The sequence below is a fragment of the Micromonospora sp. NPDC000121 genome, from assembly GCF_042899165.1.
In the GTDB taxonomy this organism is placed as follows: Bacteria; Actinomycetota; Actinomycetes; order Mycobacteriales; family Micromonosporaceae; genus Micromonospora.
In genome coordinates this window covers 263,870-276,291 of the sequence record NZ_JBIAZP010000010.1, presented here as the reverse complement: position 1 = coordinate 276,291, position 12,422 = coordinate 263,870, and the positions used below count along the sequence as shown (strand labels likewise).

Here is a 12,422-nt window from a genome sequence, read left to right as displayed (position 1 = left end):
CCAGCCTGTGGCACTGCATGCGGCTTTCCGGCGTGCGCGTACCGCTGGCCGGGCTGGGGGAAGCTTGCGGAGCCGGGCGGGGCCGCAGCCTGGGCGGCTCCGCTCCTTGGTTGACCTATGCTCGCGGTCATGTCCCTGGGAAGTGCGGGCGGCGCGAGCCGCTGGTTCGGGCCGGTGGCGCAGTCCACCGGCGATGCGCAGGTCTTCGTCTTCCCGTACGCCGGTGGCATCGCCGCGTCGTTCATGGAGTGGCAGGCGATGGCTGAGCCGGAGCTGTCGTTGCAGGTCGCGCTGATGCCGGCCAGGGGGATCCGGATGCACGAGCCGCCCGTCGACGACGTGACGGAGCTGGTGGATCAGCTGACGACGGCGGTCATCGAGCGGGCGTCGGGGCCGTTCCTGCTGTTCGGGCACAGCCTGGGTGCGCTGGTGGCGTTCGAGGTGACCCGGGAGCTGCGCCGCCGGAGCGCGCCCGATCCGCTGGCGCTGCTGGTCAGCGGGGCCGAGGCGCCGCAGACCCGACTGATCAAGCGACGCTGTCACGAACTCGACGACGCCGGCCTGATCGAGGCGTTGCGCGACTTCGGGGCCACCCCGGCCGGATTGCTGGCGGACCGGGAGATGATGGAGATCATCCTGCCGGGCATCCGGGCCGACTTCGCCCTGTCCGAGCGGTACGCCTATCGGGCCGAGCCGCCGCTGGAGCTGCCGGTGCACGTGCTGCTCGGCGACGGGGACGAGCACGTAGACCTGGACCGGGCGGCCGGGTGGGCGCTGGAATGCGCGGCCCCGCCGCAGCGACATGTGTTCGCCGGCGGGCATTTCTTCCTGACTGACTACCAGTCGGAAATCTTGGACCTTATGCGTCGCATTGTCGCCGGTCACACCGCTGTGGCGCAATCATCGACAAAGGACGTGTAAGGACTCTCGACCACATCGGGGCTTCCATTGTGTCGGGTGTTCGACCTGGCGGGCCGGCGAGACGCGGTGCTACAGTTCGCCATCCGTTCATCAAGGGACGTCGCTGACGAGGCGGCAAACCGTTGCGTGCGCCGAGGTGCTCATGAGCTCGTCGTACTTGCCGTCTTTGAATCTGCGGGAGTACCTGCACGCGGTGGCGACCGTCCACCCCCAGCTACGCGAGGTGCTTGACTTCGAGCGCCCGGGTGCCGCTGCGGCGCTGGCGGCGCTGGCCGCCACGGTGAGCGAGTTCGACACCGACTCCACCGGTCGGGGCGACTCCTATCGCCGGGCCCAGCGTGACGCCCTGGTGCGCTGGACCGGGATGCGGCAGCTGCTGGAGCTGGCCGCTCCGGCCGGATCCGAGCCGGTCACCCTCATCCTGGACGTGCTCGGCGGCGACGGCACCGTGGCGCGCGCGGCGAGCAGCCAGTCCGCCTGTTTCGAGTCCAAGCTGGCGTTCATCACCGGCGACCTGTCCGGCCACATGGTCGACAGGGCGCTCGCGCACGGCCTGCCCGCCGTACGCCAGGCCGCGCACTTCTTGTTTCTGCGCGACGCCAGCCTGGATGCGGTGCTGCTCGCCTACGGAACGCATCACATCCCGGCACACCAGCGGCCGCTGGCGGTGGCGGAGGCGGCCCGGGCGGTCCGCCCCGGTGGCCGGATCGTGCTGCACGACTTCGACGAGTCGAGCCCGATGGCCGGATTCTTCAGTGAGGTGGTGCATTCGCACGCCTCCGGCGGCCACGACTACCACCATTTCAGCCGGGCGGAACTGACCAGCCTGTTCGCCCAGGTCGATCTGCCGGTGCGCATCGTCGACCTCTATGACCCGCTGATCGTGCGCGCCGACACCGCACAATCCGCGTACGCTCGGATTCGCGACTATGTCGGCGACATGTACGGCGTACGGGAGTTTTTTGCGACGCTGAGCGATGACGAGGTGTGGCGGTTACTGACGCACCACTTCGACCACACCGGCTACCTGGCCGCGCTCGGTGGCAGTGACGGCATCCCGGCGCGGCCGGTGGTCTACCGGGCCGACGGGCAGTTCGTCGTCGAGGTGCCCCGGATGGCGATCGTCGCGGTCGCGACCAGGACGGCATGACCTCCATGTCCAGCCCGCGCTACCTGCTCGATCTGGTGCACCGGCCCTCGGGTGCCGACGCCGACCGGCCCGCGATCGTCGCCCCCGACGGGGATCTGAGCTACGCACAGCTGTGGGAGCGGATCGGCGCGACGGCCGAACTGCTGCGCCGGGCCGGAATCAGGCCGGGTGACCTGGTCGGCCTCTACCTGCACCGGTCCGCCGACTACGTGACGTCGCTGCTGGCGACGCTCGCGGTGGGCGCGGTCGCGGTGCCGGTCGATCCCGAGCTGCCCTCCGGCCGGGCCGAGCAGATGCTCGCCATAGCCGCACCCCGGCTCGTCCTGTACGCGGACCGGCCCGCCACCGTCGCCGCGCCGGCGGGCACGGGCTGGCGCGACGTGCGTACCGCCAAGGTGGTGGCGGGGACCGATCTGCGGGACCGCGCGGGCTGGCTGCCGCCGGGGGAGCAGGCCGCACTGGTGTTGTTCACCTCGGGCTCCACCGGCCAGCCGAAGGGTGTCGTGCTGCACCACGCCGGGCTGGTCAACCGGCTGGCCTGGGGCCACGACTGGTTCGGGTTCGCCGCCGACGACCGGGTGCTGCACAAGGCGTCGATCGGGTTCGACGCGTCGGTGCACGAGATCTTCTCTCCGCTCATCGCGGGTGGCACCGTGGTCATCGCGGGGCCGGGCCTGCAATTCGACAGTCTCGGCCTGGTCCGGCTGATCCAGCGGGAAGCCGTCACCACCGCGCATTTCGTGCCGACCATGCTGCGGCACGTGCTCGACGAGCCGGAACTCGCCGGATGCGTCACGTTGCGGCGGGTGCTGTGCGGCGGTGAGGCGCTGGACATGCAGCTCGTCCGGCGGTTGCGGGAGGCGCTGCCGTGCGGGCTGTTCAACGGGTACGGCCCGAGCGAGACCTCGATCAACGTGTCCTACTGGGACTGCTCCGAGGCGTACGCGGGCAGCATCGCCCCGGTCGGCCGGATCATCGGCGGGGTGTCGGCGCGGGTGCTGGACGAGGAGTTCCGGCCGGTCGCCGACGGCGAGACCGGTGAGCTGTGGATCGGCGGGGTCGCCGTCGGCCTGGGCTACCTGCGCGACGACGAGCGGACAGCGGAACGTTTCCGGCCCGATCCGGCACAGCCGGGTGCCCGGCTCTACCGCACCGGTGACCTGGTGCGGGTCGCGCCGGAGGGTTTCCTGGAGTTCCGGGGCCGGGTCGACGACCAGGTCAAGATCCGGGGCATCCGGGTGGAGCCGGGCGAGGTCGCCGCGGTGCTGCGCAAGCATCCCGCCGTGCACGACGCGGTGGTCGTGGCCGTGCCCGACGAGGATTCCGGGACGCGTCTGGTCGGGTACGTGGTGCCGCAGCCACGGCGGGCCCCGACGATCGGCGGGCTGCCCCGGTTCCGGCTGCCCAACGGCATGGCGGTGACGGCGGCGTCGCCGGACGAGGCGGTCTTCCTCTACCGGCAGATCTTCGACCACGCGGAGTATGCGCGGTTCGGCGTACGCCTCGGTGACGGTGCGGTCGTTGTCGATGTCGGCGCCAACATCGGCCTGTTCTCGCTGTGGGCGACCCGGCAGGCGCGCGACGTGCACCTGATCGCGGTCGAGCCGAACCCGGACACGGTGCCCTACCTTCGGGCCAACCTCAGCCTCTACGCCGAGTCCGCGTCCATCATCGAGGCCGCGGTGACCGATGTGGCGGGCACGGCCGAGCTGATCTCGTTTCCCGAGCTGAGCTACCTGTCCGGCCTGGGCGCCGACCGGGCCGACGCCGCCTCGGACCTGGTCCGGTCGCACTACCGGCAGGGTGGCGGCGACGCCGACGAGGCCGAGCAGGCCGCGCTGCTGGCCGACGCGCACCGCCGCCTGACCCCGGTGGCGCACGTGGTGCCGACGGTGACCCTGTCCGAGCTGCTGGACCGGTTCGGGCTGGACCGCGTCGACCTGCTGAAGGTCAACACCGAGGGCGCCGAGCTGAGTGTCCTGCGCGGCCTGCGCCCGGAGCACTGGCCCCGCATCGTCCAGGTGTGCCTGGAGGTCGAGCGCAGCAGTGTGACCGCGCCGCAGGTGCGTGAGCTGCTGTCGGCGGCCGGGTTCGAGGTGCACGAGATCGGTGACTGGAACGTCGGCGCGGACGCCGATGTCAGCTACGTCTACGCGATGCGGCCGCAGGATCAGCCGCCGGCGGCCTCGCCCTGGGACGAGCCCGCCGACCAGCTGCTGACGACCGGGCTGCTCCAGGGCTACCTGGCGTCGGTGCTGCCGCCCGCGATGCACCCGGACCAGCTCGTCCTCGTCGACAGCTTGCCCCGCCTGCCCAACGGCAAGGTGGCCCGGCTGGAACTGCCGCCGCCACCCCGGCGGCACGCGGAAGCGGCCCCGGAGCAGGGCAATGCCCTCGCCGACCGGCTGCGCGAGGCGTGGCGGGTCACGCTCGGCGTCGATGCCGTCCACGACGACGACAACTTCCTCGCCCTCGGCGGGCACTCGCTGACCGCGCTGCGGGTGGCGCACCGGGTGCGCGAGATGGCCGACGTCGAGGTGTCCCCGGCGAGCTGCCTGCGCGCCGGGTCCTTCGCCGACTGGTTGGCCCGGGTCACGGACGCGAGACGCGATGTCAGCCCCCCTCGGTGACGCGCCGCGGCACGTCGTCGTGGTGGGCAGCGGCCAGCTCGCCCGCTCGCTGTGCGAATCCCTGGCCTCGATCCAAACCCCCCAACGGGTACGCGTGACCGTGCTGGCCCGCGACCTGACCGCGGCAGTCGGCGCGGCCCGGGGCGCGCAGGTGCGTGCCACGGTCGCCGGGACCGGGGTCACCTTCACCGCCCAGCCGTTCACCTCCGAACCGTTCACCGACCCCGGCGACGGGTACGCCGCCGACGCCGCGTCGATGGCCCGGCTCCGCCCTGACGTGCTGGTCTGCGCCGCGTCGACCCAGTCGCCGTACGAGCGGGTGCACGCGCCGTCGGCCTGGACGGAGCTGGTCGCCACAGCCGGCTTCGGGGTGACGCTGGCGTTGCAGGCCGAGCTGGTGTCCCGGCTGGCCGCCGCGCTGGCCAGCGGCGCACCGGACGCGTTGCTGGTCAACGGCTGCTTCCCGGACGCGGTCAACCCGCTGCTGGCAGCGCTGAATCTGCCCGTGCTGTGCGGCATCGGCAACGTGGCGACCCTGGCCGCGTGTCTGGACGCCGCGCTGGGCCGTCCCGGGCCGCGGCGGCTGGCCGTGCTCGGCCACCATGCCCACCTCGCCGCGCCCGGCCCGGACAGCACGGGGGACGACACCGCCGAGGTACGCGCCTGGCTGGACGGCCTGCCCGTTCCGGACGTCACCGGGCTGCTGGCCGGCTACCGGGCCCTGCCCCGGCCGGAGCTGAACGCGCTGGCCGGGCATGCCGCCGCCGCCCTGGTGGCGGGGCTCGCCGCCGACGCCGGTGAGGTCGTGGCGAGCCTGCCCGGGCCGCTGGGGCTGCCGGGCGGCTATCCGGTCCGGCTCAGCGGTGGCCGGGCCCAGCTGCGGCTGCCGCCCGAGGTGAGCGCGGCGCAGGCCGTCGCCTGGAACACCGCCGCCGGGCACCGCGACGGCGTCGAGGTCAGCGACGGCCACGTGCGCTATCCGGAGCGTGCCCGGGCGGCGCTGTCGGCGTACCAGCCGGACCTGGCCGAGGGCTGGCACGTGACCGAGCTGCCTGAGGTCTTTGCTCGGTTCATCGCCCTGCGCGACCATCTGCGAACGGTGCCGCCGGCGCCGGCGCCTCGTGTGTTGGAGGAACCCCGATGCCCGTGACCGCCCCGACCACACGCAACCTGATCACCGACTACTACGACGTCATCGCTTCGGCGGTGGATCGGTGCGGCGCCGTCGCGGGCGGCCCTGCCGGGACTCCCGGCTTCGCGCCCGGCTTCGAGCTGCCCGAGCTGACCCCGGCGGTGCGCGAGTACTACGCCGCTGCCACCGCGAGCTGGTCCCGGCTGGGCGAGTACGGCGGGCACCACCTCCAGCTGCTCGACCTGACAGCGAACCCGGGCACCCAGACCACCAAGACGTTCGCGTCGATGGTGATCGTCGCCCGCGCGGTGGAACACGTCCGGCGCACCGGGACCCGGCTGTGCATCTTCACACCGACCTCCGGCAACAAGGGGGTCGCACTGCGCGACTCGGTGGCCCGCGCCTACGCGGCCGGGCTGGTGACGCCGGAGCAGCTGTCCATCGTGGTGCTGGCACCGCAGTCGACCCGGCACAAGTTCCGCCACGACGCGCTGGCCGCCGACCCGCGGTCGCGCCGGGTGAACCCGCTGCTGCGGTACACCGGCAGCGACCCGGAGGGTGTGAAGGCGCTCGGCCGCGCGTTCGTCGACGAGCACGCCGCCACGATGTACGACAAGCACGGCGTCACGCTGTGGTACAGCCTGGACCTGAAGAACTACCTGGTCGCGGACGCCGCCCGGGCCGCCTTCGAGGCTGACGTGGCCCCGGCCGGCGCTGCCCGCCCGCGCTGGCACGCGCACGCCGTCTCCAGCGCTTTCGGCCTGCTCGGCTACAACCTGGGCCGCGACGTGCTCGAGGCGGCGGGCAAGGCCAGCCGGGCCGACCGCCCCGGCTTCCTGCTCGTGCAGCACCTCGGTACGCCCGACATGGTGCTCAGCCTGCGCCACGGTTCGTTCGAGCGGGACAACTGCCCGGCCTACACGCTGGACGAGGGCGTGGGCGCCTGGACGCAGGACAAGGACGCGCGCTTCCCGGCCGTCACCGATGACCCGGCCGAGGTGCTCGACCCCACCTTCTACACCCACCGCCCGGTGACCTCCCCGGCGATGAACGCGTTGATCGAGCGGCACGGCGGCGACGGCATCGTCGTGTCGCGGCGCGAATGCGCCCAGCGCTATCCGGTGGCCCGGGAGTGGCTGGCCAACGCCGGGCTCAAGCTGCCCGCCGACCCCGAGCGGCTGCGGGAGTGGTCGATCGTGATGGCGCTGACCGGTGTCTGCAACGCCATCGACCGCGGCCTGGTGCCGGCCGGGCACGACATCGTGGTGCACGGCACCGGGAGCTACTCCAACGACTTCCCCGTCGCCGAGGCGGACGCCGAGGTGTCCACGGTCGCCGACGTCGCGGCCGCCGTCCTCAACACATGGTGAGCCTGGCGTACTCCGACCGCCCGCTCGGCCTCTCACCCGAGCGGGCTGCCTGGCTTGCCGCGCAGGCCCACGCCGCCGGGGTCACCCCGGCTGCGGTGGTCCTCACCGCGACCGCCCTGCTGGTACGCCGGTACACCGGCGCCCAGGTCGTGACGCTGCGGCACGGCGACGACCTGGTGGCGCTGGACCTGACCGCCGACGCCCCGATCCGCGAGCTGTGGCGGTCGGTGCGCCCGGCACCGCAGGGTGCCGTCGCCGACGCCAGCGTCCGATTGGGCCCTGACCTGAGCGATGGCGTCCTGTCGGGGCTGCCTGGTGACTACGCCGACGACCTGTGCGCCGACCTGGCCGAGTTCCTGTCCGCGCTGGACCCGGCCGCGTCGTCGGCTGACGTGTTGTCGTCGGCCCGCTACGAGCGACGCCCGGCACCACAACTGGCCCGGCTGCACGGTGGCGACGGCACCGAAGCCGACGGCGTACGTGGTGACACGATCACGGCCGCGTTCGCATCGGTCGTCGCCGCGTACCCGGAGCGGGTGGCGGTGCTGGCGGACGACGCGACCGTGACCTACCGCGAGCTCGGTGCCGCCGTGGCCGCGACCGCCGTGGCCCTGGCTGATCCGGGCAACGTCGGAGCGCCGCCCGCGCCGGTCGGGGTGCTGTGCCGTCATGGCGTCGCCACGGTCACCGGCATCCTGGCGGTGCTGGCGTCGGGGTCGGCGTACGTGCCGCTGGACACCGTGTTCCCGGCGGTCCGGCTGGCCGGGATGCTGCGTGATGCCGGGGTACGGGCCATCGTCACCGACCCCGAGCACGCGCGGCTCGCCGCCACGCTGGCCGCCGAAGCCGGGCTGCCGGAGCTGCCGATCGTGCGCCTCCAGCCGGGCACATCCCAGGCCGACCTGGCGGTGCTGCGGGGGCTCGCGCGGCCGGACGACCCGGCGTACGTGCTCTACACCTCCGGGTCGACCGGGAAGCCGAAGGGTGTGGTGCAGAGCCACCGCAACGTGCTGTTCGGCGTACGCAATCACGTGCGCAACTTCGCCATCCGGCCGGACGACCGCACCAGCGTGCTCACCTCGTTCGGCTACGACATGGCGGTCACCGACACGTTCAGTGCCCTGCTGTCCGGCGCCGCCGCCGTCCCCGTCGACGTTCGCGCACACGGCCTCGGCCACCTGACCAGCGCCCTCGCCGACCGGGGCGTCACGATCTACCACTCCACTCCGACCGTCTACCGGTACGTGGTGGCGAGCCTGGGCGAGGGCGGGCGGCTGCCGTCGATCCGCGCCGTCGTGCTCGGCGGCGAGGAGGTGACCAGGCACGACGTGGCGCTGGCCCGGCGGTCGTTCGCGCCCGGTGTGGTGTTCGTCAACGGGTACGGCACCACCGAGATCAGCTTCGCCGCGCAGCACCACCTGCCGCCCGGTGCGGAGCTGGAGCAGGCCGTCGTGCCGATCGGGCACCCGCTGCCGGGCATCGAGGTGCTGCTGGCCGACCCGGCCGGGCGTCCGACCTGCCTGACCGGCGAGGTGATCGTGCGTACACCGCACGTCGCGCTGGGGTACCTCGGCCTGCCGGAGCTCACGGCGGCCCGGTTCGTCGAGCACGGCGGAGTGCGGGCGTACCGCACCGGGGACATCGCGCGGCGGCTGCCCGACGGGATGCTGGTGTACCTGAGCCGCAGCGACCGGATGGTGAAGATCCGCGGCTATCGGGTGGAGCTGGGCGAGATCGAAGCCCACCTGGCCGGGCTGCCCGGGGTGGGCCAGGCGGCCGTGGTGGCTCGGCGCAGCGCGGCCGCGTCCGGCACCGGCGAGCACGAGATCATCGCGTACGCGGTCCCGGCCACGGGGGCGAGCGTCGAGCCGGGACGGCTGCGGCGGCAGTTGGCGGCGGTGCTGCCGGACTTCATGGTGCCCCGTGCCGTGGTGGCGGTGGCGGAGCTGCCGATGGGCCCGACCGGCAAGCTCGACCAGGCCGCCCTGCCCGACCCGGATGCCGAGGCCGCGCGAACCGTCGCGGGGGCTGGCGGGCCGCCGTCGGGGCCGGTCGAGGAGACGATCGCGGCGGGCTGGTGCGCGGCGCTGGGACTGCCCGCCGTGGACCGCCAGGTGAGCTTCTTCGAGTTGGGCGGGCATTCGCTCCAGCTCGCCCTGGTGCAGCGGCACCTGGAGGAACGCCTCGGCCGGCGGGTGCCGCTGGCCCGGCTGGTGGAGTTTCCGACGGTGGCGGCGCTGGCGGCACACCTGGGGGTGGCGGCGGGCGCTGACGGCGTACCGGCGGATGGTCGTCTGGCGGCAGTCGGGCACCGGATGGCGCAGCGCAGAGCCGCGCGGGGCGGCGGCGGGAAGGGTGAGGCGTGAGCGAGGACGACCAGATCGCGGTGGTGGGCCTGTCCTGCCGGGTGCCCGGGGCGGACGACGCCCCCGCCATGTGGCGGAACCTGCTGTCCGGGGTGGACTCGGTGCGTCGGTTGACCGCTGCCGAGGGTGCGCCCACCGACCCCGACTGGGTGCCGGTGTTCGGGCGGCTCGACGACCTGGACGGTTTCGACGCGGACCTGTTCGGCTATCCCGCCGAGCTGGCGGCGCTGCTCGATCCGCAGCACCGGCTGTTCCTCGAGGTCGCCTGGCGCGCCCTGGAGGACGCCGGAATCGATCCCGACCGCGACCCGGCCCAGGTCGGCGTGTTCGCCGGGTGCGGCCCCAACCGCTACCTGCACCATCACCTGCTGGGCAATCCCGCTCTGAAGCCCGGCTTCGGTGGCCTGGCCGAGGACTGGGACGACGCGCTGACCGGCTCGAGCTGCGACTACCTGCCGACCCGCACCGCGTACGCGCTGGGGCTGGCGGGACCGGCCGTGGCGATCCAGACCGCCTGCTCGACATCGCTGGTCGCGGTGTGCCAGGCGGCGCAGAGCCTGCTGGACTACCGCTGCGACGTGGCGATCGCGGGTGGCTCGGCGGTGGTCTCGACCCGGCAGGCCGGTTACCGCCTGCGGCCGGGCGGCCTGCTGGCCACGGACGGGGTGTGCCGTCCCTACGACGCGGCCGCGACCGGGCAGGTGTTCGGCAACGGCGCCGGTGCGGTGGTGCTCAAGCGCCTCGCCGAGGCGCGTGCCGACGGCGACAACGTCTACGCCGTTCTCCCGGGCTGGGCCGTGAACAACGACGGCGCCGACCGGCCCGGCTTCACGGTACCGGGCGTGGCGGGGCAGGCGGCGGTGCTGGCGGAGGCGCTGGCGTCGGTGGGCTGGGACCCGGCCGACGTGGGCTATCTGGAGGGTCACGGCACCGGCACCCCGGTGGGGGACGCGATCGAGGTCGACGCCCTGACCCGGGCACGCCGGGGCAGCCGCGGCCCGCTGCTGCTCGGCTCGGTGAAGGGCAACCTCGGTAACCTGGACGCCGCCGCCGGCGTGATCTCCCTGATCAAGGCCGTGTACGCCGTCCAGACCGGACAGGTGCCGGGGACGGCCCACTTCACCGGCGCGCACGCCGACATCGACCTGGCCGCGGCGGGTGCCGAGGTCAGCGCGCAGACCCGACCGTGGACCGGACAGCGGCGGGCCGGGGTCAGCTCGTTCGGCCTCGGCGGCACCAACGCGCACGTGCTGGTGGAGCAGGCGCCCGGTGCGAACGACCATGACGAGTCGGACAGTTCCGGCGGCGAGCGTGGACGTCATGATCGGGTGGTGCTGGGGCTGTCGGCGGGGAGCCCGGCGGCGCTGCGGGAGCTGGCCCGGCGGCTGGCCGAGCGGCTGGCCGTGGGTGACCTCGCCGTGGCGGATGTGGCGCACACGCTAGCGGTGGGACGGCGGCGGCTGGGGTACCGGGGTGCGGTCGGGTGCGCCGACGCCGGGGAGGCGGTGGGGCAGCTGACCGCGCTCGCGCAGGGTGGACCGGTGGCCGACGACGCCGCTGCGCGCTCCTGGCTGGACGGCGACGACCTGCCCGTGGTGCGGGGGCGGCGGGTGCGGTTGCCCGGCTATCCGTTCCAGCGGACCAGACACTGGATCGAGGCCGGGCGATGAACGGCCCCCACCTGCCCTATCCCGAGCTGTGCCTGCCCGACCTGATCGCCGGGCACGCCCAGCGGCGTCCCCACGCGCCCGCGGTCGTGCAGGGTGACCTGACACTGAGCTACGGCGAACTTGTCGGCCGGGCCAGCGCCCTCGCCGCGTTGCTGCGCGCTCACGGCATCGCCCCGGACGACCTCGTCGGTGTCTGCGTGGATCGCCGTCCGGACCTGGTGGTCGCCCTGCTCGGCGTGCAGGCCGCGGGCGCGGGGTATGTCCCGCTCGACCCGGCGCTGCCGCCGCAGCGGTTGCGCGAACTGTCCGCCGAGGCTCGCCTTCACGTCATCGTGGGTACGCCCACCGCCGCCGAAGCCTTCGGCGACCTGACCGTGTTGGGCGTACCAGCCGAAACGGCGCCCTGGCAGCCGACGTCCGCGACGCTGTCCACCACGGCGTACGCGATGTTCACGTCGGGGTCGACCGGGCAGCCCAAGGGTGCGGTGATCGAGCACCGGGCGCTGACCGAGAAGGTCGTCAACATCGCGGACTTCGCCGACTTCGGCGAGGAGACCCGGTGCCTGGCCTTCGCCTCGATCGGGTTCGACGCGTCGGTGGCCGACCTGCTCGCTCCGCTCGCCGCCGGGGGCACGGTCGTGCTGGCCGGCGACGCGGAGCGGGCCGACCCGACCCGGCTCTACCGGGTGTGCGCCGAGCAGGGTGTCGACGTCGTGGTGCTGCCGCCGCCGATCCTGCCGCTGCTGGACCCGGCCCGGCTGCCCGGCGTACGACTGGTGATGACCGGTGGGGAAGCGACCGGCCCGGAGCAGGTCGGCCGGTGGACCGAGGGGGGCCGCCGGTTCATCAGCGTCTACGGCCCGACCGAGGCGACGGTGCTGGTGACCTGGTTCGAGGGCAGCGGCCTCTGGACCGGGCCCATCCCGATCGGCAAGCCCGCCGCCAACCACCGCATCCACCTCGTCGACGACAGCCTGCGCGAGGTCGGCCCCGGTGAGATCGGCGAGGTGCTGGCCGGTGGGCCGGGGCTCGGCCGCGGGTACCTGTTCGACGCCGCGCGCACGGCGGAACGGTTCATCCCGGATCCGTTCACCGCACAGCCCGGGCAGCGGCTCTACCGCACCGGTGACCTGGCCCGATGGCTGCCGGACGGGAGCCTGGAATTCCTCGGCCGGGCCGACCG

The 12,422-nt window shown here is 73.5% G+C and carries 8 protein-coding genes (1 of these 8 cut by a window edge); all 8 read left to right on the top strand.

The features are described 5' to 3' along the window. Window positions 1–129 precede the first annotated feature (129 nt). Window positions 130–921, top strand: a complete 792-nt coding sequence (locus tag ACFY23_RS25605) for an alpha/beta fold hydrolase (protein ID WP_350676553.1) — start codon at window positions 130–132, stop codon at window positions 919–921. Between the two features lie 142 nt (window positions 922–1,063). After that, window positions 1,064–2,071: a methyltransferase domain-containing protein gene (locus ACFY23_RS25600; RefSeq protein WP_350676556.1), complete on the top strand. Its 1,008-nt coding sequence runs from the start codon at window positions 1,064–1,066 to the stop codon at window positions 2,069–2,071. After that, on the top strand, window positions 2,068–4,701 hold the full coding sequence (locus ACFY23_RS25595; protein WP_350676558.1) for an amino acid adenylation domain-containing protein: 2,634 nt from the start codon (window positions 2,068–2,070) through the stop codon (window positions 4,699–4,701). Before ACFY23_RS25600 ends, ACFY23_RS25595 begins: the two co-directional genes overlap by 4 nt. Then, window positions 4,682–5,851 carry a potassium transporter TrkA gene (locus ACFY23_RS25590; protein WP_350676560.1) on the top strand — a complete coding sequence of 390 codons (1,170 nt, stop codon included), beginning with the start codon at window positions 4,682–4,684 and terminating at the stop codon, window positions 5,849–5,851. Before ACFY23_RS25595 ends, ACFY23_RS25590 begins: the two co-directional genes overlap by 20 nt. Then, complete coding sequence (locus ACFY23_RS25585; RefSeq protein ID WP_350676562.1) at window positions 5,842–7,203, top strand: DUF6002 family protein; 1,362 nt, start codon at window positions 5,842–5,844, stop codon at window positions 7,201–7,203. The genes ACFY23_RS25590 and ACFY23_RS25585 overlap by 10 nt, the downstream gene beginning before the upstream one ends. After that, on the top strand, window positions 7,197–9,569 hold the full coding sequence (locus tag ACFY23_RS25580; RefSeq protein WP_350676565.1) for a non-ribosomal peptide synthetase: 2,373 nt from the start codon (window positions 7,197–7,199) through the stop codon (window positions 9,567–9,569). Before ACFY23_RS25585 ends, ACFY23_RS25580 begins: the two co-directional genes overlap by 7 nt. Further along, on the top strand, window positions 9,566–11,239 hold the full coding sequence (locus tag ACFY23_RS25575) for a beta-ketoacyl synthase N-terminal-like domain-containing protein (protein ID WP_350676568.1): 1,674 nt from the start codon (window positions 9,566–9,568) through the stop codon (window positions 11,237–11,239). Before ACFY23_RS25580 ends, ACFY23_RS25575 begins: the two co-directional genes overlap by 4 nt. Further along, window positions 11,236–12,422, top strand: partial view of an amino acid adenylation domain-containing protein gene (locus ACFY23_RS25570; protein ID WP_350676570.1) — the 5' end (the start) only. Its footprint extends 2,314 nt past the window's final position; 1,187 of the gene's 3,501 nt are visible here — the first part of the coding sequence; its start codon is at window positions 11,236–11,238; the stop codon falls past the right edge of the window. Before ACFY23_RS25575 ends, ACFY23_RS25570 begins: the two co-directional genes overlap by 4 nt.

What these genes read in the sequence shown, in the direction of transcription:
- ACFY23_RS25605 (WP_350676553.1), top strand. Translation starts at nt 130, where the DNA reads ATGTCCCTGGGAAGTGCGGGCGGCGCGAGCCGCTGGTTCGGGCCGGTG.
- ACFY23_RS25600 (WP_350676556.1), top strand. Translation starts at nt 1,064, where the DNA reads ATGAGCTCGTCGTACTTGCCGTCTTTGAATCTGCGGGAGTACCTGCAC.
- ACFY23_RS25595 (WP_350676558.1), top strand. Translation starts at nt 2,068, where the DNA reads ATGACCTCCATGTCCAGCCCGCGCTACCTGCTCGATCTGGTGCACCGG.
- ACFY23_RS25590 (WP_350676560.1), top strand. Translation starts at nt 4,682, where the DNA reads ATGTCAGCCCCCCTCGGTGACGCGCCGCGGCACGTCGTCGTGGTGGGC.
- ACFY23_RS25585 (WP_350676562.1), top strand. Translation starts at nt 5,842, where the DNA reads ATGCCCGTGACCGCCCCGACCACACGCAACCTGATCACCGACTACTAC.
- ACFY23_RS25580 (WP_350676565.1), top strand. Translation starts at nt 7,197, where the DNA reads ATGGTGAGCCTGGCGTACTCCGACCGCCCGCTCGGCCTCTCACCCGAG.